General features: G+C 61.1%; 27 protein-coding genes. 14 read left to right on the plus strand and 13 right to left on the minus strand.

Going from position 1 to position 20,118, the window contains the following annotated elements; all coding sequences use genetic code 11:
- The first annotated feature begins 161 nt into the window (after positions 1-161).
- Complete coding sequence (locus PRJ_RS14680) at positions 162-368, plus strand: hypothetical protein (protein ID WP_020191128.1); 207 nt, start codon at positions 162-164, stop codon at positions 366-368.
- Positions 369-410: 42 nt separating this feature from the next.
- On the opposite strand, the gene PRJ_RS14685 is transcribed toward PRJ_RS14680, so the two are convergent.
- Positions 411-770, minus strand: a complete 360-nt coding sequence (locus PRJ_RS14685; protein ID WP_104961793.1) for a hypothetical protein — start codon at positions 768-770, stop codon at positions 411-413.
- 169 nt (positions 771-939) lie between these two features.
- Between PRJ_RS14685 and PRJ_RS14690 the strand changes: the two genes are divergently transcribed.
- Entirely contained in the window at positions 940-1,140 is a 201-nt protein-coding gene (locus tag PRJ_RS14690) for a hypothetical protein (protein WP_104887563.1), read from the plus strand.
- 225 nt (positions 1,141-1,365) lie between these two features.
- On the opposite strand, the gene PRJ_RS14695 is transcribed toward PRJ_RS14690, so the two are convergent.
- The 3 genes from PRJ_RS14695 to PRJ_RS14705 all read right to left on the minus strand — a co-directional run bounded on the left by PRJ_RS14695 (position 1,366) and on the right by PRJ_RS14705 (position 2,933).
- Positions 1,366-1,674 (minus strand): hypothetical protein, encoded by a 309-nt coding sequence (locus PRJ_RS14695; protein ID WP_019438490.1) that lies wholly within the window; start codon positions 1,672-1,674, stop codon positions 1,366-1,368.
- Positions 1,675-1,874: 200 nt separating this feature from the next.
- Positions 1,875-2,243 carry a hypothetical protein gene (locus PRJ_RS14700; protein WP_104961794.1) on the minus strand — a complete coding sequence of 123 codons (369 nt, stop codon included), beginning with the start codon at positions 2,241-2,243 and terminating at the stop codon, positions 1,875-1,877.
- Between the two features lie 402 nt (positions 2,244-2,645).
- Entirely contained in the window at positions 2,646-2,933 is a 288-nt protein-coding gene (locus tag PRJ_RS14705) for a hypothetical protein (protein ID WP_012052457.1), read from the minus strand.
- Between the two features lie 216 nt (positions 2,934-3,149).
- Between PRJ_RS14705 and PRJ_RS14710 the strand changes: the two genes are divergently transcribed.
- From PRJ_RS14710 to PRJ_RS14720, 3 genes are all read left to right on the plus strand, one after another.
- Complete coding sequence (locus PRJ_RS14710) at positions 3,150-3,677, plus strand: DUF3455 domain-containing protein (RefSeq protein WP_104961795.1); 528 nt, start codon at positions 3,150-3,152, stop codon at positions 3,675-3,677.
- A gap of 103 nt (positions 3,678-3,780) precedes the next feature.
- Positions 3,781-4,329, plus strand: a complete 549-nt coding sequence (locus PRJ_RS14715; protein ID WP_104961796.1) for a sigma-70 family RNA polymerase sigma factor — start codon at positions 3,781-3,783, stop codon at positions 4,327-4,329.
- Entirely contained in the window at positions 4,326-5,018 is a 693-nt protein-coding gene (locus PRJ_RS14720; RefSeq protein ID WP_014591102.1) for an anti-sigma factor domain-containing protein, read from the plus strand. Before PRJ_RS14715 ends, PRJ_RS14720 begins: the two co-directional genes overlap by 4 nt.
- 51 nt (positions 5,019-5,069) lie before the next feature.
- Here the strand turns inward: PRJ_RS14720 and PRJ_RS14725 are convergent, their stop codons facing one another.
- From PRJ_RS14725 to PRJ_RS14755, 7 genes are all read right to left on the minus strand, one after another.
- Positions 5,070-5,327 carry a hypothetical protein gene (locus tag PRJ_RS14725; RefSeq protein ID WP_104961797.1) on the minus strand — a complete coding sequence of 86 codons (258 nt, stop codon included), beginning with the start codon at positions 5,325-5,327 and terminating at the stop codon, positions 5,070-5,072.
- A gap of 241 nt (positions 5,328-5,568) precedes the next feature.
- Positions 5,569-6,006, minus strand: a complete 438-nt coding sequence (gene aroQ / locus PRJ_RS14730; protein WP_003248245.1) for a type II 3-dehydroquinate dehydratase — start codon at positions 6,004-6,006, stop codon at positions 5,569-5,571.
- A 4-nt stretch (positions 6,007-6,010) separates the two neighbouring features.
- On the minus strand, positions 6,011-6,829 hold the full coding sequence (aroE, locus tag PRJ_RS14735) for a shikimate dehydrogenase (RefSeq protein ID WP_104961798.1): 819 nt from the start codon (positions 6,827-6,829) through the stop codon (positions 6,011-6,013).
- Positions 6,826-8,058 carry a CaiB/BaiF CoA-transferase family protein gene (locus tag PRJ_RS14740; RefSeq protein ID WP_060537969.1) on the minus strand — a complete coding sequence of 411 codons (1,233 nt, stop codon included), beginning with the start codon at positions 8,056-8,058 and terminating at the stop codon, positions 6,826-6,828. Before PRJ_RS14740 ends, aroE begins: the two co-directional genes overlap by 4 nt.
- Positions 8,055-8,510: a MaoC family dehydratase gene (locus tag PRJ_RS14745; protein WP_004576665.1), complete on the minus strand. Its 456-nt coding sequence runs from the start codon at positions 8,508-8,510 to the stop codon at positions 8,055-8,057. The genes PRJ_RS14740 and PRJ_RS14745 overlap by 4 nt, the downstream gene beginning before the upstream one ends.
- Complete coding sequence (locus tag PRJ_RS14750; protein WP_104961799.1) at positions 8,507-8,905, minus strand: VOC family protein; 399 nt, start codon at positions 8,903-8,905, stop codon at positions 8,507-8,509. Before PRJ_RS14750 ends, PRJ_RS14745 begins: the two co-directional genes overlap by 4 nt.
- The gene (locus tag PRJ_RS14755; protein ID WP_104961800.1) at positions 8,902-9,849 is read right to left on the minus strand and encodes a ketopantoate reductase family protein; all 948 of its coding nucleotides are present in this window, start codon (positions 9,847-9,849) and stop codon (positions 8,902-8,904) included. Before PRJ_RS14755 ends, PRJ_RS14750 begins: the two co-directional genes overlap by 4 nt.
- Positions 9,850-9,942: 93 nt before the next feature.
- Here PRJ_RS14755 and PRJ_RS14760 point away from each other — a divergent pair, with 93 nt between their 5' ends.
- The 9 genes from PRJ_RS14760 (at position 9,943) to PRJ_RS14800 (ending at position 18,618) form a co-directional block, all read left to right on the plus strand.
- Positions 9,943-10,842: a LysR family transcriptional regulator gene (locus tag PRJ_RS14760; RefSeq protein WP_010953897.1), complete on the plus strand. Its 900-nt coding sequence runs from the start codon at positions 9,943-9,945 to the stop codon at positions 10,840-10,842.
- A 509-nt stretch (positions 10,843-11,351) separates the two neighbouring features.
- Entirely contained in the window at positions 11,352-12,341 is a 990-nt protein-coding gene (locus PRJ_RS14765) for an aldo/keto reductase (protein WP_104961801.1), read from the plus strand.
- Positions 12,338-12,928 (plus strand): flavodoxin, encoded by a 591-nt coding sequence (locus tag PRJ_RS14770; protein ID WP_014861122.1) that lies wholly within the window; start codon positions 12,338-12,340, stop codon positions 12,926-12,928. Before PRJ_RS14765 ends, PRJ_RS14770 begins: the two co-directional genes overlap by 4 nt.
- A gap of 24 nt (positions 12,929-12,952) precedes the next feature.
- Entirely contained in the window at positions 12,953-13,945 is a 993-nt protein-coding gene (locus PRJ_RS14775) for an aldo/keto reductase (RefSeq protein ID WP_014861121.1), read from the plus strand.
- A gap of 59 nt (positions 13,946-14,004) precedes the next feature.
- Entirely contained in the window at positions 14,005-14,472 is a 468-nt protein-coding gene (locus PRJ_RS14780) for a cupin domain-containing protein (protein WP_003248227.1), read from the plus strand.
- A 229-nt stretch (positions 14,473-14,701) separates the two neighbouring features.
- Positions 14,702-15,475: a carboxymuconolactone decarboxylase family protein gene (locus PRJ_RS14785; protein ID WP_104961802.1), complete on the plus strand. Its 774-nt coding sequence runs from the start codon at positions 14,702-14,704 to the stop codon at positions 15,473-15,475.
- Positions 15,476-15,596: 121 nt separating this feature from the next.
- Positions 15,597-16,541, plus strand: a complete 945-nt coding sequence (locus PRJ_RS14790; RefSeq protein ID WP_177429910.1) for an alpha/beta fold hydrolase — start codon at positions 15,597-15,599, stop codon at positions 16,539-16,541.
- 49 nt (positions 16,542-16,590) lie between these two features.
- A complete protein-coding gene (locus PRJ_RS14795) occupies positions 16,591-17,643 on the plus strand; it encodes an alpha/beta hydrolase (protein WP_054888819.1) in 1,053 nt (350 codons plus the stop codon).
- Between the two features lie 81 nt (positions 17,644-17,724).
- Positions 17,725-18,618, plus strand: coding sequence for a LysR family transcriptional regulator (locus PRJ_RS14800; RefSeq protein WP_003248221.1), 894 nt, complete (start codon positions 17,725-17,727; stop codon positions 18,616-18,618).
- Between the two features lie 342 nt (positions 18,619-18,960).
- Here PRJ_RS14800 and PRJ_RS14805 read toward each other — a convergent pair whose 3' ends face one another.
- Both PRJ_RS14805 and PRJ_RS30705 read right to left on the minus strand, forming a co-directional pair.
- Entirely contained in the window at positions 18,961-19,722 is a 762-nt protein-coding gene (locus PRJ_RS14805; RefSeq protein ID WP_019751731.1) for an SDR family NAD(P)-dependent oxidoreductase, read from the minus strand.
- 156 nt (positions 19,723-19,878) lie between these two features.
- Positions 19,879-20,073 (minus strand): DUF6196 family protein, encoded by a 195-nt coding sequence (locus PRJ_RS30705; protein ID WP_371928124.1) that lies wholly within the window; start codon positions 20,071-20,073, stop codon positions 19,879-19,881.
- Positions 20,074-20,118 lie beyond the last annotated feature (45 nt).

A 20,118-nucleotide genomic window follows, 5' to 3' on the forward strand; every position in this document is an offset into this window, starting at 1 on the left:
TGGCTTGCGGGGTGCTTCGCATCGGACGACAGCGGGTTTTCATTTGATGACAGTACTGTCGACCCACCGGCGTTCGGACCAGCGCCTTTATTCATGAGGCTGCTTGATGGTTACCTCTTGCGAGACTAATACTTAAATCTCTGCCTGGGGAGGCACGAAAAATGCAACCAAGATTCGTTATCGTTCCCGCTGTGCCGATCGAAAAGGAATCGTTCCGCGTTGGCAGCCGCTACTACGCCGCGACCGTGTGTGGAGGGTTCGACATTTATGACAATCAGGCAAAGGAGCGGCTCAAGCCCAGCTATCCGAGCCGGATGGAGGCGCAGGTGAAGTGCGAGCATTTGAACAAGCGGGATGAGTTGGGGTAACTGCAGGCGATCGGGGCGGCACAACCCGCTCGGGTCACTGATTCAATCCAGGCATTGCCTGGCAGCCTGGCGTAACTTGTCGCCAGACAGAAAGCTGCCCTTGTAGAAGGTCGCACGGCTGCCCTCGCGAGCGTCGACCACGTCAAGCACATCGTCGCTTGCCACGGCGCTTGGCGCCGTGAGCCGGTAGCCGTGGGCTATCGACTTCTGCGTGGCCTGTGGCGCCAGCGCCTGCCATTTTGGCAGGACACAGGCGGCGTACTGCTGCGGCGATTTTTTGGTCAGTTGGCTGGCAGTGGGTTTGCCGGGGGTTGCGCAACCGGCGAGGCTGGCAACCAACACAGTAGCGATAAAAATACGAAAGTCAGGCATTTGCAATCGGCCGTTATGGATAGGTTGCATTTTAACGGGGGTGACGCCGCGTTACTAATCAACCAAAGTCTTGCTGCAGGACGGCGCCCAAGCGGGATTCGTGCAGCGCACCTGATATTTCTGCCAGTAGCAAGGTCACGCTGCAACAGTGAAACTGCCCACGGCACATCACACCACGACTCGGCAGGGGCTTCAGACCATGCAAACCAACGCCAACCACACTCAGTTCTTCTATCAGAATGGCAAACTCGTCACCCTTAAAACCGGTGAACAAGGCCGTAGCATCTTTCGCTCGCCGGACGTACCACTTGCCGAGCGACAATCAGACGACACCGACGCCGGCGGATTGCTGGTAACTGACGACAAGGGTTCGGTGCTGCAGGTACAGCAGAAAAGCTGAAGTCCTCATGATGCTCCGGCACCATTGCGAACCAAATGCGGGCTCAGGGCTTGGCTCCCCTATACAACACGATGGCTGCTATATCCAGGGCCAGCACACTGCCGACAATCACGAACATGATGTACAGATCTTCAGAGAGCATTGCCGTATCCCCCAGATGCACCGGTTTCAAAAGGGGTAAGCAAATACTGATCCAGTCAGTGCATCAGGACTGCGAGCTGAGACTCAGCTGAACTTCAACTTGACCACTTTGCTCAGCGCCCAGCCACTGAAGACATAGAACGCATCCAGGTAGAAACGCCCTGCATAGTTGGGCAACGGTGATTGATTCAACAGCACATCCGGCTCGGGCGCGGGAGGAAACAGTGCATAAAAGCCGTTGGGCAGAACGGCCAGTACCAGCAATAACAGGTAAGTCGAGGCTTGTAGCAGGGTGGCACGATTACTGGATCTGGCGGACCACTTCAGCCCGTAGTAGGCAACCAGGCCGGCAACAGGCAAAACCCAGAAATGCGTCGGAATCCCAATGAACATTTCGGCAACTACGCTTCTTGCTTCCACCTGCGACTCTCCATCCAAATACAACGATTATTACGGGCGGGGCCGGCAAATGCAAAGCAACGCTGCTCAGGCCATACCGGCTCCACCCGCGCTTTTTTGAACGTTGCCGGGCAGGCGATGGGCAGACAAAAAGCCCGCTCTCGACGGCGGGCTATTGGTGTGGGGTTGGATGATTACGCTTTTGAACACATCAGTGCAGCATCCAGCAACCTGCCATGGTCGTACCAGGCATCACGTTGATAGGCCGTGAAGTGGCGCTCGCTTCCCGTGCCCCGCAACTCTACAAGACCCTCTGCCTTGTCGGGGTCAGTGCTTTCGACGAAAAGCCTGACCGCGTTATCACCCTCGACTTCATAGGTTTTCACATTCCCTTGTAGCTCGCCTTTGACGCAGCCCAGATAAGCGGGTGGGCTTTTCACGGTAGTGCCAGCGGTATAATCGTGGCTGTCACGCACATCAGGGTTTTGTGCGCAGCCTGCGACGAACAACGAGGCTGCCCCGACTACCAGTATTGCACCTGCCAGCGATCTTGAGTTTTTCACGCGACACGCTCCTGCAGCCCCATCGAAAACTGGGAAATGTTGCCAAGCAGCCTGCCCTTTTTTGGTTTTTGTCCTGCCCATGTTACTGCTCAACTACAACAGGGCATCAGGTTTGTTTGCTATATAGGGTTCGGGGCGTTTCCCTCACGCCCTGCCTTGCCCCCGATTACGAGTAAGGCCTACCCATAACCGGGGTCAGGGGATGGCGTTGAGAAACACATAAGTCGCCGCCAGATCGAGTACCAGCACAGCAACCACGCTGAAAATCATGTAATAGCGGTCATCCTGAGTCATTTCTGCGTACTCCGCATGATCAATGTCTCAGGGGTCACAGCAATTCCCGTTCCAGCGCCCTGATGCAGCCCGCTGACACTGCGCCAGCCCAACCGCGCAATCGCGCAGTCAGTCCTTGATCTGGCATACGCCATTGGCTTTGTTCTTACCGGTATACGAGACGTCAGGCGAGCCGTCCGGGTTGATCGACAACGATACCGTTACCCCGCCACCTTTGGCCTCGAAATAGTTGTCATTGAATTTCTTCAGCGTGGCTTCCTTGCCGTTGATGTAAACAGGCCCACCTTTATCGGCATGGACCTCGATATTGCCGGGGCATGTTGCGTTCAACAGCGGAATACCGGCGTGGGCAGCGCCCGATGCGGCAAGCAACAGGCCTAGTAACAAACGCTTCATTTGCAGTGTCCTCGTGGGGTTGTCGGGGTGCGCGCGTTAAAGCAGTCCTGCGATGACGAAGAGGCTCATCGCTCGTTCGAGATGGTAGGCAAGCACATGCAGGGTCATCTCGCTACGCATTTTTTTTCATTCCGTGCATCCAGTCCACCCGTTGGCGGGTATTGCTAGTGGGCGGCCTTTGACTGCCCGGCCCAATGACTTTCAGGAGCACTGCCCATGAACTTCAAATACTCCGCCTGCCTGCTTGCCTGCAGCCTCACCCTTGCGCTGCCGCCCGCCCTCGCCCAGACCGCGCTGCCAGACGCAGTCAAAGTCCCTGATGGCCATCGCGTCCTGCTCGAAACCGTCGGCGTCGGCGAGATCACCTACGAGTGCCGCGACAAGGCCAACACCCCCGGTCAGACCGAATGGACTTTCGTGGGCCCCAAGGCAGTGCTCAATGACCGTGCCGGTAAACAGGTGGGCGACTATTTTGGCCCACCCGCAACCTGGCAGGCCAAGGATGGCTCGAAAGTCACCGGCACCCAGCTGGCAGTGGCACCGGCGGACAAAGGCGCCATCCCCTATCAACTGGTCAAGGCCAACCCGGCCGAAGGCAAAGGCGCCATGCAGGGGGTCAGCTATATCCAGCGCCTGGCTACCCGCGGCGGTGTGGCGCCGTCAGTCGACTGCACGGCGCAGAACAAAGGTGCCAGGCAGGTCGTCCAGTACCAGGCTGACTATGTGTTCTGGACAGCCAAGTGACACGCACCTGACCCTACGCCCTGCGAGTGATGATCTACGCTCGATGGCAAGCCCCCCGGCTGGATGGCCGGGGTACTTGCCTTTCACAAGGAAGCCACACACGTTGAACTCGCCGGCCACTCCCTTCGACTTCCACCGCTGCCTGTTAGCCTGCGCACAGGGTGACCGGCGGGCCCTGCAGGCGCTCTACGATCACGAAGGCGCGCGCCTGCTGGGTGTTGCCCGGCGTATCGCACGAGACGACGCCACCGCAGAAGACATCGTCCACGATGCGATCATCCGCATCTGGACCCGCGCAGCCAGCTACGACCCGGCGCGCGGCTCGGCTCGAGGCTGGATCTACAGCATTACCCGCCACCTGGCGCTGAACTCGATACGCGATACCCGCCGTGAAACTGTACTGACCGATGCCGACACCGAAACTGCATCAACATTGCACGGGAGGGTTGATGACCTTGACCTCTGGTCCGGCTCAGCAAAGATTTACCGTTGCCTGGAACAACTGCAGCCCGCACCGCAACGCTGCATCCTGCACGCCTACGTGGACGGCTGCAGCCACGCCGAGATAGCCGGTTTATTGGGTGCGCCACTGGGCACCGTCAAGGCCTGGATCAAACGCAGCCTCAAAGCGCTACGGGAGTGTCTGGAATGAAGCCCGATTCTGCCGAAGAACTGGACAGCCTCGCCGGGGAATACGTGCTGGGGACCTTGTCGCCGGAGCAATATGCCGCAACGGCCGAACGCCTGCGTACCGACCCCGCGCTTCGCGCCGCCGTGGATGCCTGGGAGGCCCGGCTGCTGGAGCTGACCGCGCTGTCTACCCCGCAGCCCCCAAGCCCCCGCCTGTGGCGCCGCATCCAGCGCAGCCTCGATGAGCTACCCGCACCGCGCACGCAGGCTCGCTGGTGGCAACGCCTCGGCCTGTGGCAAGGGCTCAGCGCCGCAGGGCTGGCTGCAAGCCTGCTGCTGGCGTTTACCTTGCTGACCACGCCCCCCCCTACCACGGAATACCTGGTGGTACTGGTGGCGCCGAACAGCCAGGCCCCCGGCTGGGTGGTACAGGCCAGTGACAGCCACATGATCGAACTGCTGCCGCTGGGTAAGGACAAGGTCCCCGACGGCATGGCCCTGCAGTTCTGGACCAAGGGCGAGCAATGGCGTGCCCCGGTTTCGCTTGGCCTGGTCAAACCGGGCGAACCCTATCGAGTTCCGCTGGAAAGTTTGCCACCCCTGGAGGCCAATCAACTGTTCGAGCTGACGCTGGAGAAAGCCGGTGGCTCGCCGACCGGTCTGCCGACAGGGCCGGTGAAGTTCATTGGTCGCGCGGTGAAAGTGATATGACACGACAGGGCCGCAGTACGCGACTGCGGCCTTCGCAAGCTGGACCTATGGTCAGGCGCGGATCACCTCAAGGCGATCCCGCCCAGCCTCTGTGATGGCGTTCTCTCCTTCATCGCTGATGCGATAACGTCCTGACACCATTTTGGTAATTGAGAACCGGACCAGCCCGCTTTGGGACAAGGCTTGGCCTGCTTCGAAGCTCATTGCCTGCTCCAGATCGAAGATCTTGATTTCTCCGATTTTGTAGCGTGCAAACGCGACCAAGGCGTTATCCAGTTCTTGTTGACTGAGCGTTGTAGCGACGTCCATTCGACCTCCCAGGTCATGAGAGCCCCGGTCCGTGGGGTTGGAGGCAACGAACCGGGTGGCTTGTTGAAGGCGGACCGTACTATGCAGTCACGGAAGTCGCTACTGGCTTTCCATCCATGCTGGATGGGTAGGCAGCACGACATCCACCACACCTACGGTCACTTCAGGCGCCGTCGCCGCATGCCCCACGCCACCTGCTTCGCGGGTAGACGCGCTCGGAGATCCGACCCCTGCGCCCTGCTCAGACCATGCTCATCGCCGCACGCAGCGCCAGCAGGTAGGTTTCGACACCAAACCCGCAGATCTGCCCGCGCACCACCTCGGCAAATACCGAGTGATGGCGGAACGGCTCCCTGGCATGGATGTTGGACATGTGCACTTCTACCACCGGCACTTCGATAATGGCCAATGCATCACGAATGCCGTAGCTGTAATGCGTCCAGGCACCGGCATTGATCAGCACCGCATCCACCCGGTCCTCATAGGCCTGATGGATGCGTTCGCACAGGGCGCCCTCGAAGTTGCTCTGGAAGCTCACGACCTGCGCCCCCAGCTCTTCGCCCAGGGCTTGCAACGCCTGGTCGATGTCGGCCAGGGTCGCTGTGCCGTACTGGCGCGGGTCGCGCTTGCCGAACATGTTGTGGTTGATGCCATGCAGCATCAGTACATTGGCGACCATCGACCTACTCCAGGGGAATCGTCAGCTGATTGATCACGGCACGTGTGTCGGGCCGCACCCCGCGCCACCAGGCGAACGCCTCGGCGGCCTGCTCCACCAGCATGCCGACGCCATCGGCCAGGCGCGCCTGGCCCTGCTCGCGGGCCAGGCGCAGGAAAGGCGTGAGGCCTTTGCCATAGGCCAGCTCGTAGGCCAAGGCCGCCTCACCCAGCACATCAGCCGGCAGTGGCGGCAAGTCAGCGGTCAGGCTCGCCGAGGTGGCGTTGACCACGATGTCGAACGATTGCCCTTCCAGCGCTTCGTAGCGGCTGATGCGCAGACGCGGGTGATCGAGCTCGTTACGCAGCGCCAGCGCCTTGGCCATGTCCCGGTTGGCGATCACCAGCTCGCGTGGGCCCGCCTGCAGGAACGGCAGCAACGCCCCGCGCACCGCGCCGCCAGCGCCCAGCAGCAGCACACGGCGGTTGCGCAGCGGCTCGCCAAGGTTCTCCTCGATGTCCCGCAGCAAACCGATGCCATCGAAGTTCTCGGCGACGATGCAGCCATCCTCGAACTTCAGCGCATTGGACGCCCGTGCCAATTGCGCCCGCTCGCTGCGCCGGTCGGCCAGCTCGAAGGCACGCAGCTTGAACGGGGCAGTGATGTTCATGCCCTTCCCGCCTTCGCTACGAAACTGCAGTACCTGGGCTTCGAAGTCGTCCAGCGAGCCCTCGATAGCCCCGTATTCCAGCTGCTGGTTGCTGGCCTGGGCGAACAGGCCATGAATCAGCGGGGACTTGGTGTGGTTGATCGGTCGGCCGATCACTGCGTAGCGGTCGCTCATCGTGCATCTCCGTGGGTAAACAACACGCCATCCGCCTGCAGGGCTGTGATTTCTTCAGTGCTGAAGCCAAGCCCGGCGGCCACTTCGGCGTTGTGCTGGCCAAGGTCCGGGGCTACTTGGTGAATCGTGGTGTCGCAGTCGGAAAAGCGGAACGGCAGGTTGGCCAGGCGCAGCGTGCCGTAGCGTGGGTGCTGCTGCTCGATGACCATGTTGCGTGCCTGGATCTGCGGGTCGGCCAGCACTTCGTCGATGCGTTGAACCTTGGCACTGGGGATGTCGATGCCATCGAGCAACGCGAGGATCTCGGCCACCCGACGCGCGCCAACCCAGTCGCGGACCACCGCCAGGATCGCCTCGCGGTGGGCATTGCGGCCGTTGAGGCTGTGGTAGCGGCGGTCGCTGCCGAACCCGGGCGGGCCGCCGTTGGCTTCGAGCATGGCCGCGAAGCGCTGCCAGGCATCGTCGACCTGGGCGGCGATCACCAGGTCGCCGTCGGTGGCGCGGAACACGCCGTACAGGGTCGAAGTGGGCATGTCGTGGCCGGTCTGCTGGGGCAACACAGTGCCACCGGACAGCGTGTAACACTGCACCGCGTATTCGTGCATCGACACCAGGGTGTCGTACAGCGCCATGTCGATGTGCTGGCCTCGGCCACTGCTCACCCGGCCGAGCAGCGCGGCATTGATCGCCGCCACCGCGTGGATGCCGGTGTACATGTCGCCCAGGGAAATACGCAGCAGCGGCGGTGCCTCGCCCGGCACGCCCACCATCTGCATGATCCCGCTCTTGGCCTCGGCGATCAGGCCGAAGCCGGCGCGGTGGGCGTCCGGCCCGGTATGGCCGTAGGCGGAAATCGAGCAGTACACCAGGCGCGGGTTGCGCGCCGACAGCTCGGCGTAGCCCAGGCCCAGCTTGTCCAGGGCGCCGGGGCGGTAGTTCTCGATAAACACGTCGGCCGAATCGGTCAGGCGCTGCATGAACGCCTTGCCGCGCGGGTCTTTCATGTTGACGCTGACGCCCTGCTTGCCCATGTTCAGCTGCAGAAAATAGCCGCTCTGCTGGTCGTCCAGGGTGAACGCATGCTGGCGGCCAGCGTCGCCGCTACCCGGCCGCTCGACCTTGATCACCTCTGCGCCGAGCGCCGCCAGGCAACGGCCGACATAGGGGCCGGCGAGGAAGTGGCTGTAGTCAATGACGCGGATACCCGCCAATGGCAATGCCTGGCTCATGCTGCAGCCCTGCGCGGCACCATCAACCGGTGCTCGCCACGTTGCACGACTTCGCCGTGCTGGTTGATCAGTTCCGAAGGCAGCACCACGATGCCCCAGCCAGGTCGGCTGTTGCTCGGGCGCATCGCCCCCACCCGCATGCGCACGTGGAGCACGTCGTTGACCTTGATCGGCAGCACGAAGTCCCAGGTCCAGCCCAGCGACATCCCCGGTAGGAAGCGGTACTCGCACTGGGTCTTCAGGCCGTCGGCGATCGACAGCCCGAACAGGCCGTGGGCGACCAGGCAGCCAAAGTGGCTGGCGTTGGCGTAGGCCTCATCGACATGTACCGGGGTGTGGTCGCCGGTGAGGTCGGCGTAGGCCAGGATGCGTTCGCGGGTCACGGTGTAGGTCGGGCTGATGCACTCATCGCCTTCGCGGGCATCGTCCCAGTACTTTTCAATCACGCTCATGCCTGCACCTCCGCGCGCGGGTCGATGGCCAGTGCCTGGGCTACGCATTTGGGCGGCAGCGCCTGGATGAACTCCACCGCCAGGCCATCAGGCAGGCGCAGCCAGTTTCGGCCCTGGGGCATCTCACTGACGCCAAAGCGTTGGGCGGCGGCCAGCGCCGCTTCCAGGTCTTCGCACATGATGCCCAGGTGCGCCAGGCGCCCTTCCGGGCCAGCGAAGTCCGGCTGGTGAATGAACTGCAGGCCGCCGAGTGTCCAGTACTGCGCCGGTTGCTCGACGTCACCCTGCACTTCACGCATGGTCATGCCGCACACCTCGCTGAAAAAGCGGATATGCCACTGAATGTCCTGCACCCAGAACGCCACGTGTTCGAGGTAGGCTTTTGACTGGCTCATGGGGTTTCCCTCTTCTGGTGATCGGCCATGGCGCGCTCGATACCCTTGATGCAGGCCACCAGGGTTGCGTTGACCGGCGTGGCCACGCCATGGCGCTGGCCCCAGCGCACGACGGAGCCGTTGATGAAGTCGATTTCGGTGATCGAGTTTTTTTCCAGGCTCTGCAGCATCGAGGTGCGGAAGCTCGCCGGCAGGCCCTCGGCGGCCAGTGACCAGGCAGCCTCGGGGCTGGTCAGGCTCAAGCGAATGCCCGCGCGCTCGGCCACGGCAATGGCCTCGGCCACGGCGGCCTTGGCGGTGCTTTCCAGCAGCGGCTCGCTGTACAGCTGGCCGTAGCTGAGCATGGTGATGCCGCTCAATGCACCGGTGGCGACGTTGACCAGCAGCTTGTCCCACATGGTGCCGAGGATGTTGTCGCTGACCGTGGTGGCCAGCCCGGCATTGTTGAACGCTTCGGCGATGGCCTGCACGCGGGGCGTCAGCTGGCCGTCGAGCTCACCGATGAAAGTCTGTTTGCCGGCCACACCGGCGCGGATAGAGCCCGGCGCGAGTAGCACGCCGCCGACATAGGTCTTGCCAGCCAGCACCCGCTGGCGACCCACCACTTCGGCCAGGATGTCCTCGTGGCCGAGGCCGTTCTGCAGCGACAGCACCAGCGTCTGTGGGCCTATCAGCGCGAGGGCACCGGCGATGGCCTCTGCAGTGTGAAACGACTTCACCAGCACCACCACCAAGTCGGTCACGCCAACGTCTTCGGCTTCGATGGCCGCGTTGACCGGTACATAGCGCTCGCCCCGTTCGTCCTGTACCCGCAGCCCATGCTGGTTCATCGCCTCGACGTGCGCGCGGCCGCGGTTCAGCAGCCAGGTTTCATGCCCTGCCTCGCTCAGGGCTGCGCCAATGGCGCACCCCAGTGCACCGGCGCCCAGAATGCAGATTTTCACGTCGCAGACCTCCTGTGATTTGCGATCACCTTATGCAGCGGGGTTTATTTGCGCTATACAATGGCCTCAATACAGCTATTGAGAATTTCAATAATGACTACCCTGGAGGCCCTGCCCGAACCCAAGCTGCTGCAGCTGTTCGACGTGCTGTACCAATGCCGCAGCGTGACCCGCGCCGCCGAACAGCTAGGGCAGAGCCAGCCGACCATCAGCATCTGGCTGGCGCGCCTGCGCGAGCAATTGAACGACCCGCTGTTCGTGCGCACGCCGGGCGGCATGGCCCCTACCCCGCGCGCCGATCAGCTGATAGGGCCGTGCCGCGAGGTGCTGGAATCGCTGCGCCGGCTGACCGCCTGGGAGCCGCAGTTCATCGCCGCCACAGCGCAGCGGCGTTTTCGCCTGTGTGTCAGCGATGCCAGCCACATCACCTTGCTGCCCAGCATCCTCAACCATCTGCGCAGCCATGCGCCGGGCATCCGCCTGGAGGCGGCGCGGATCGACGGCAATACCGAGAGCGCGCTGGAATCGGGCGAAGCGGACCTGGCCATCGGCTTCGTGCCCTGGCTGGGCGGGGGGATGTATCAGCAGGTGCTGTTCGAGCAGGACTGGGTGTGCCTGAGCAACCCGCAGCATCCGCGCCTGGGCGATGGCATGAGCCTGGAGCGGTATCGGGCCGAGGGGCATGTGCAGATCAGTTTCGGCACCGGGCAGAAGCTGCTGGAAGCAGGATTGGCGCGGGCCGGGATCGAACGGCGGATCATGCTCGAGCTGCCAGCGTTTCTCGGGTTGGGGAAGATAATCGGGACTACCGACCTACTGGGCACCTTGCCGCGGCATATCGGGCAGACACTGGCCGATATGCATGGGCTACAGGTCCATGACTGCCCGTTCGAAGTGGAGGGATTCACGGTCAAACAGCATTGGCACGCCCGCTATCATCAGGACAATGGAAATCGATGGTTGAGGGAAGTCGTTCGCGGATTGTTTCAGTAAGCCCGCCAAGCAGGCTCCCGTTTCGACTTGGATAGCAGGTCTGATTCAAGCCATCCGCTCTGGCCGCGCGCCTATCTTCGCGAAGGATGGGCTTGGGTCGTAAATTGGCATTCACGACCGGCCGCTTTCGACCCAGGCTGTGTGAAAACCTCCCGACCGATGTGGCTGTTCAAAAAACATCCTAAAAATCGCGCGTCTACGCAAAATCTGGGTCTGCTGAGCCGCCATCTCTTTTCAGATTTCACGTACGAGCGCGATCATCGAAAAGCAGCGGGGGTTTTCACACAGCCTAGACCAGAAGCGGTCGCTCGATTATTTACTATTAAACGCGAACGGCCTGTTTCTGAGCACTTGCGAAGGGCGTCTAGGCGTTCATGAGGACACAGTCGCGACCTCCCGATTTCTGGGACTGATGAGCAAACCTCATGAACCCTTGCCGATTTAACCGTCTAGTCCCCACTCGTTAGCTCGCTTACTGTTCTCCCAACGACAAATGTCGGGAGATCCAAATGCATAAGCGCACACTCGGAAACAGTTCACTCGAAGTGTCAGCCCTGGGTTTGGGTTGCATGGGACTGAGCCATGGCTACGGCCCGGCGACTGACACAAAACAAGCCATTGCGCTGATCCGATCGGCGGTTGACCGAGGCATCACGCTCTTCGATACCGCCGAGGTTTACGGCCCTTACCTGAACGAACAAGTGGTAGGCGAAGCCCTCGCCCCGGTGCGCGATCAAGTGGTCATCGCCACCAAGTTCGGCTTCACCTTCGGCGACGACAATAAACAACAAATTCTCAACAGCCGCCCTGAGCACATCCGGGTCGCGGTCGAGGGTTCGTTGCGTCGACTGAAGACCGATTACATCGATCTGCTTTACCAGCACCGCGTCGATCCGGATGTGCCGATCGAGGCCGTCGCCGGGGTGGTGAAAGACTTGATTGGCGAAGGTAAGGTCAAGCACTTCGGCCTGTCAGAGGCTGGTGCGCAGACCATTCGCCGTGCGCACGCGGTACAGCCGGTCGCAGCGTTGCAAAGCGAATACTCGCTGTGGTGGCGCGAGCCTGAGCAGGAAATCCTGCCGACGCTGTGGGAGTTAGGCATCGGCCTCGTGCCGTTCAGCCCATTGGGCAAAGGTTTTCTCACCGGCACGGTGTCGGCGCAGGCCACTTACGGCAGCGACGATTTCCGCAGCATCGTCCCCCGTTTCAGTCAGTCGGCGCTGCAAGCCAATCAGGGACTGGTGGTGTTGATTCGTCAGATCGCCGCGCAGAAACAAGCGACACCCGCACAGATCGCACTGGCATGGCTGCTCGCTCAGGCGCCATGGATTGTGCCGATTCCGGGGACAACCAAACTGCATCGCCTGGAAGAAAACCTCGGCGGCGCGGACATCACGCTTGACGCCTTCGAACTTAAGGCAATTGATACAGCGCTGGCGCAGATTCGCATCGAAGGCGAGCGTTATCCCGAGGCCCTTAAGGCGCGCGTCGGTCGATGAGCAACGATCACGACCCGCTGCGGCGCACGGTGATCGCCGCACTGGCCAGCGCCCCGCTGCTGTCGCTCGCCGACACGCAAGGCGTCCGTCAAACACCGCGTTCAGGCTCGCGGATTCTGGTCGCGTACTTCTCGCGCTCGGGCAATACCCGCGTGGTCGCCGGGCTGATCCAGCGTGGACTGGGTGCCGATCTCTTCGAGATTCGCCCGGCCCACGCCTACCCTGAGGACTATCTGCAAACCGTGGAGCAAGCGCGTCAGGAGCGTGACAGCGGCTTCGAGCCCGAGCTGCAAAACAAGGTTCACGCCCTCAGCGACTACGACACGATCTATCTCGGCTTTCCGATCTGGGGTGAAACCGCCCCGCCCATCGTGCGCGCCTTTCTCAGCGCCCACGACCTGACCGGCAAGACCCTCATCCCCTTCAATACCCACGGTGGTTATGGCTTGGGCAACAGCCGCAGCGTGCTGGTCGAGCACGCGCCGAAGGTTAGGGTTCTCGAAGGTTTTGTGATGGAGAGTGAGCAGGAGCGCAAGACCATGGAACGCGTGAACGGCTGGTTGAGCAATCAACCCAGCACGCGTTAATCGAATTCTGTACGGAGTGACATCATGAAAATCCGCACGTTGGGCAATGGCCTGGAAGTGTCTGCACTGGGCCTTGGCTGCATGAGCATGACCTCGGCCTATGGGCCGGCTGCCGACAAAGCCGGCATGATCAAGCTGATTCGTTCGGCCCACGAGCAAGGCATCACTTTGTTCGACACCGCCGAAGCGTATGGCCCGTTCGCCAATGAAGAACTGCTGGGCGAGGCCTTGCAGCCGATCCGCGAGCAGGTCGTCATCGCCACCAAGTTCGGCTTCGATATCGACCTGATCACCGGTGCACGCGGCGGTGGAACCAACAGCCGCCCGGAACATATACGCGCCGTGGCCGAGGCGTCGTTGAAGCGTCTGCGCACCGATTGCATCGACCTGTTTTATCAGCACCGCGTCGATCCGCAGGTCCCCATCGAAGACGTCGCCGGCACCGTCAAGGATCTGATCGCTGAGGGCAAGGTCAAGCATTTCGGCCTATCTGAGGCGGGTGTGCAAACCATTCGCCGGGCGCACGCGGTGCAAGCGGTCACGGCGGTGCAGAGCGAATATTCGCTGTTCTGGCGAGGCCCGGAGTTGGAGCTGCTGGCCGTACTGGAAGAACTGGGAATCGGTTTCGTACCGTTCAGTCCCCTCGGAGCCGGTTTCCTCACCGGCCAGATCGATGAGCACACGCAGTTCGATGCCAGCGATTTCCGCAACTTCGTCCCGCGTTTTTCCCCTGAAGCGCGCAAGGCCAATCTGGCATTGGTCGAGGTGGTGAAAGCCGTCGCGCAACGCAAACACGCCACGCCGGCGCAAGTGGCGCTGGCCTGGTTGCTCGCACAGAGACCGTGGATTGTGCCGATCCCAGGCACGACCAAACCCCATCGACTGGAAGAGAACCTGGGCGCAGTCGAACTGCAATTGACCGGTGACGATCTGCGCGAGATCAACCAACAGATGGCGCAGATTCAAGTGCACGGTGAACGCCTGCCGGAATCGGCACTGAAGATGACCGGACTCTGAGTCTGCCCAACGCGGCGCCACGTGCGGCGCCACTTTCGCGTCTGAACGGAGTTGACCCGATGAACCGATTGATTGCACCACTCGTTGCTTTGTCATTCATGGCGGCAGAATCCCAGGCCGCCAGCGAAATCCGCGTTACGCCGAACGGCTCGCAGCCCTCGGTCAAGGGCGCTGCTCAAAACTTTACCGGCACGGTGCGCGTTGATGGCTTGTTCAACGGTGATGCGCCGGCGCGCATCGGCGGCGGCACGGTGACCTTCGAGCCCGGCGCACGCACGGCGTGGCACACCCACCCGCTGGGGCAAACGCTGATCGTCACCGCCGGCGTCGGCTACGTGCAGCAAGAGGGCGGCCCGCGACAGGAAATCCGGCCGGGCGACACTGTCTGGATTCCGCCGCACACCCGTCACTGGCATGGCGCCACGGCCAGCAACGGCATGACCCACATCGCCATCGCTGAAGCCGAGGACGGCAACACCGTCACCTGGGCAGAACAGGTCTCGGAGGCGCAATACGCCGGCCAATGAAGTTACGGAATGTGTCGAAGTTGCTCGCCCGGCACCTTTATCGCAGTCCGTCATCCGCCCTACAGGCCCCGCATCAGCGGGGTCGCGCCGGAATTGCAGCGGTAAGGTCAAGGTCGACTCATGAGCTCTGCTCAGAAGTCCATGCGCAATTTCGGGGTTAATCGATACAACCATCCTCCGTACGATCCAGCGACACCCCGGTGACCTGCAACGAATGGAGCCTTTCACGATGACCATTGACGCACGCAACAACGCTACCCTCCCCGCACTCATGGCGCTTTGTCTGGGCATCGGGGCGATGTTCAGCGTTACCACTCAAGCAGCCGAGGCATCGCAGACCATGGCCAGCAAGCCCACCAGCGCAGCCACGTTGTCGCGCCAACAACAAACGATCCCTCTGATCGCCGCGTTCATGGCGACCAGCGACATACCCAACCTCAACACCGCGCTCAATCAAGGGCTCGATGCCGGCCTGACCATCAGTGAAACCCGGGAAATTCTGGTGCAGCTGTACGCCTATGTGGGCTTCCCGCGTAGCCTTAACGCCTTGAACGAGCTGATGACCGTGGTGCAGGCGCGCAAAAAGCGCGGTATCGAAGACGCACCGGGGCGTGAGCCGAGCCGGCCGACCCCGATCGGGGATGAGCTGCTGGCCGCCGGCACTGCAAATCAAACCCGGATCTCCGGCGCCCCGGTCAAAGGCCCGGTGTTCGAGTTCGCGCCAGTGATCAACCGTTTCCTGCAAACCCACCTGTTCGGCGACATCTTCGAGCGTGACAACCTCGACTGGCAAAGCCGCGAACTGGCGACCGTCGGGGCCCTGGCGGCAACGCCTGGGGTCGAGCCGCAACTACGCGCGCACATGGCGGCGAGCCTGCGCGTCGGTCTGAGCCCGGCACAGTTGCACGAGGTCACGGAACTGCTGAAAAAACACGGCGATGCGCAGACGGCTGAACGCGCCAACACCGCGTTGGCCCAGGCCCTCGCGGCGTCGGGGAAATGACATGAAATCTGCAAAGTACCTGCTGAGCATCACGCTGTTGAGCCTGTTGGCGGCCTGCGCGAACCACCCCGATGGCCCGTTGCTGATTCAACAACAAGGCAGCTTCGCCGCAGGCGGAACGGTGACCACTGCACCGGGCACCTTCAACCCGCACCAACCGATGACGCCCAACGGCCAGACCTACCATGGTGACCATGCCTACGCCTTCTATCAAATCCCGGTGGATGCGCGAAAGCTGCCCATCGTCATGTGGCACGGTGCGGGTCAGTTTTCCAAGACCTGGGAAACCACCGCCGATGGTCGCGAAGGCTTTCAGAACATCTTTCTGCGCCGCCATTACGGCGTCTATCTGATTGATCAGCCCCGGCGTGGCGATGCCGGGCGCAGCATGGTCGAGACCACAATCAAGCCTGTGCCTGACGAACAACTGTGGTTCAACCAGTTCCGCATCGGCTTGTGGCCCAACTACTTCAAGGGCGTACAAGTGGCACAGGACGCCCAGACCCGCGAGCAGTTTTTCCGGGCGATGACGCCGAACACCGGGCCGTTCGACATGGGCGTGGTCGCTGATGGCGTGTCAGCACTTTTCGACAAAATCGGCCCAGGGATTTTATTCACCCACTCGCAAGGTGGCGGGCCGGGCTGGTTGACGGCGATCAAGAACGACAAGGTCAAGGCCATCGTGGCGTTCGAGCCGGGAAGCAGCTTCGTGTTTGCAGATGGTGAAGTGCCTGCGCCGATTCCCAGCGCGTTCGACACGGTGCAAGGCGCGGCGGTGCCGATGGAGCAATTCATGGCCCTCACTCGCATTCCGATCCTGATCCTTTACGGCGACAACATCCCGGAGCAGGCGGTCGACCTGCCCGCTCAGGACAGTTGGCGCGCACGCCTGAAAATGGCCCGGCTCTGGCGTGACGCGGTCAATCGCCACGGCGGTGATGTGAGACTGATCCACCTGCCGGAGATCGGCATTCACGGCAATACCCACTTCCCCATGTCGGATCTGAACAACGTGCAGATCGCTGACCTGATCGCGCAATTCCTCAGAGATAAACAGCTGGACTGACCCAAACACATCTGCAACTGCCGCCCTTTTGATTGCTCAGGAGCTTCACGTGAAAAACACTCTCAAAGCCACGCTCATGTCGGCATTGGTCGGCCTCTCGGCGGGCGAAGCCTTGGCCGCCGATTACAAAAAGAACCCGTTCACCCTCTCCTACGACGGCGCGATCAGCAAGAACGAACCGGGCAAGGTCAACATCCACCCGGTCAGCTACAAACTCAATGGTCTGGACATCGCCGCCAACGTTTACACTCCGGCCAACTACGATGCGAAGAAGACCTACCCGACCGTGGTCGTTGCCCACCCCAATGGCGGCGTGAAAGAACAAGTCGCCGGTCTGTATGCCCAACGCCTGGCCGAACAGGGCTACATCACCATCACGGCCGATGCGGCGTATCAGGGTGCCAGCGGTGGTCAGCCGCGCAGCATCGATAAACCGGCGTATCGCATCGAAGACATTCACGGCATGGCCGACTTCATCAGCCAGTTTGCCGGCGTCGATGACAAGCGTCTGGGCCTGCTCGGCATCTGTGGTGGCGGTGGTTATTCGTTGGCGGCAGCGCAAACCGACAAACGATTCAAATCGCTGGCAACCGTGAGCATGTTCAATTCGGGCCGGGTACGTCGCAACGGCTACAACGACTCGCAACTGGACAGCATTCAGCAACGCCTGCAACAGGCGTCAGCAGCCCGCGCGCAAGAAGCGGCCGGCGGCGCGGTGCTGTACTCGGGCGATGCCAACCTCACCGACGAGCAGATTGCCAAACTGCCGTTCGAGCTGTATCGCCAAGGTTATGAATACTACTGGAAGACCCACGCGCACCCGAACTCGACCTTCAAATACACCACCAGCAGCCTGATCGACTTGATGCGTTTCGACGCCACTGACCATATCGAGCTGATCAACCAACCGTTGCTGATGATCGCGGGCAGCAAAGCCGATAGCCTGTACATGACGCAGGACGCCTTGCCCAAGGCCACCGGCACCACCGACAAGGAAGTGTTTATCCTCGACGGCGCGACGCACATCGAAACCTATTGGGTGCCGCGTTATGTCGATGCCGCAATTGGCAAACTGACCGCGTTTTACGCCCGCACCTTGTAATTACCGCTCTTGGGGTCGCGCTTCCGTGTGTAACCTGCTTTCATGGATTAATCCCGCGCCCCTCATGAGAGGTTCTCATCAATGTCACGCGCCAATCTAAACGACCTGCAAGCCTTCGTGGTCATCACCCGCGAAGGCAGTTTCACCCGCGCGGCCGCTCAGCTTGGCGTCTCGCAGTCAGCGCTGAGCCACACCATGCGCGCGCTGGAAAGCCGATTGGGCGTCCGCCTGCTGACACGTACCACCCGCAGCGTGTCGCCCACCGAGGCGGGTCAGCGGCTGTATCAATCGATGGCGCCGAGGTTCGATGAAATTGAACTCGAACTGGCTGCGGTCAGCGAGTTTCGTGACACCCCAGCAGGCAATGTGCGGATTCAAGCATCCGAACATGCCGCCAACAATATTCTGTGGCCCAAGCTATTGAAGGTGCTACCCGACTATCCGGACATCAAAGTCGAAATCACTGTCGACTACGCCCTCTCCGACATCGTCGCGCAACGCTATGACGCCGGAGTACGTTTGGGAGATCAGGTGGCTAAGGACATGATCGCCGTTCCTATCGGCCCACCCTTGCGCATCGCGGTCGTGGGCTCACCCGAGTATTTCAAACAGCGGCCGGTGCCGAAGGAACCTGGTGATCTGGCCGCGCAAAATTGCATCAATCTACGCCTACCCACCCATGGCAGCCTGATGCAGTGGGATTTTGAGAAGGATGGTCACGAACTGAAGGCCCGTGTCGAAGGACAATGGACGTTCAACAGCAGCCTGCCGATCCTGCGTGCGGCCGTGGCGGGATGTGGCTTGGGGTTCCTGCCGGAGGACATGGTGGCGAAGGAGCTAGCGGACGGTAGCCTTGTGCGGGTATTGGAAGATTGGTGCCAACCCTTTGCCGGTTACCATCTCTACTACCCCAATCGCCGAGAACATTCGTCAGCGTTTGGCGTTGTTGTTGAAGCGTTACTCTACAAGCACTGAGTCATCGACCTTCAAGGCGTCTGACTTTTACCCGCCCCACAAACCCGCGAATGATTAGATATCTTTGATCGATTGCAGGCGTACGCGACCGATTGCAATCGGTCGTTAGAAGTCCTTCGTGAAGGGCTGCTTTGGGTCCAGCCTGTGTGAAAACGCCTGCGATTGTCTAACCTTCTGATCGTCGAGATCGTGGCGCCAAGGCTGAGCATCTTCGGCATCATAGGGCTACTTGAGGCGATCAGGGCGTGAATCCCGCCGCTTGCTGGCCCGTAAACAGGCATATGGGCCAGCAAGCGGCCCATATGGCCTTCTTCTCTTCTGCTCCACCGGAACACGCTAAACCTAAGTCAGATTCAACCCACCGTCTGAAAGGAGTATCTCGCCGGTCAAGTAGTCCGACTCGACCAGCATGACAACAGCTTTTGCGATGTCGTCTGGGCTGGCGGCCCTGCGCATGGGTGCGCGAGTTCGCCACAACTCTTGGGCCTCTGTCCACTCTGCGGTCAGAGGCGTGTCGACCAAGCCAGGCGCCACAGCGTTTACGCGAATGTCTGGCCCCAGCGATAGCGCGAGCAAGCGGGTCATGTGATTTAGCGCAGCTTTGCTTACCGCATAGGGAATCGATGCGCCCTTAGGACGGGTACCGGCATGCGAACTGATGTTTACGACGCAACCTGCTCGACGGTAACGGGCGGCATCGCGCAGTGCCGACTCGGCCAAAGCAACCAGATGGAACGGTGCCACGACATTAACCTCGTTAAGCTCGTGCCACACCGTCGAACTGGCAGCGGCAAGGTCGCCGTGCGCAATGACTCTGCTAATACCGGCGTTATTGACCAGTACGTCGAGCTGCCCCCACGCGGCGATAGCCTCGTTAACAAGCCTGACCCTGTCAGCTTCGACAGCAAGATCAGCTTGCAAGTAAATAGCCTGCTTCATTTCGGCAACCATCGCGCGTCCCGTATCCGCAGAATTTCGCGAATGGAGCACCACCGCATAGCCTGCCCGGCTAAGGACACGTGCAATGGCTGCACCGATACCGGACGTTGATCCTGTCACCAACGCAACGCGTAATGCGTTATCGGTTGTCGGATTGGGTGTCATATGGATATCTCGAATGGAGTGCTAAAGAGTAAGCGGCCAGCGTACACACCTTGCACAGATCAGTCAGCCATCCGCAGATGCGGAAGCAGTTGCTCGGTCTCACTGGCTCACTGCGTCGGCAGCCGCGTCAGCACATCGTTTAGCTACGCGCATGGGTCATGACCCTTCAGCCGCGCAGAAGCTGACAACGGGGGACACGCGAACATATCCGCTACCGGGAAACGCCACCTCCCCGCCTGCTTGGCCATCTACCAACGTCTGGATCTCTGCGAAGACATCTGAAGCCAGGCTAGCCGGGACGACCCAATTATCAAAAATCCCGCCCTCCTCTCGATTCTGGCCACAAGTCACAAAATGCCGGTCCCAAACTTCTGCTTCAGGCGCATTGCCAAACAG

This window comes from Pseudomonas sp. XWY-1 (assembly GCF_002953115.1).
In the GTDB taxonomy this organism is placed as follows: domain Bacteria; phylum Pseudomonadota; class Gammaproteobacteria; order Pseudomonadales; family Pseudomonadaceae; genus Aquipseudomonas; species Aquipseudomonas alloputida.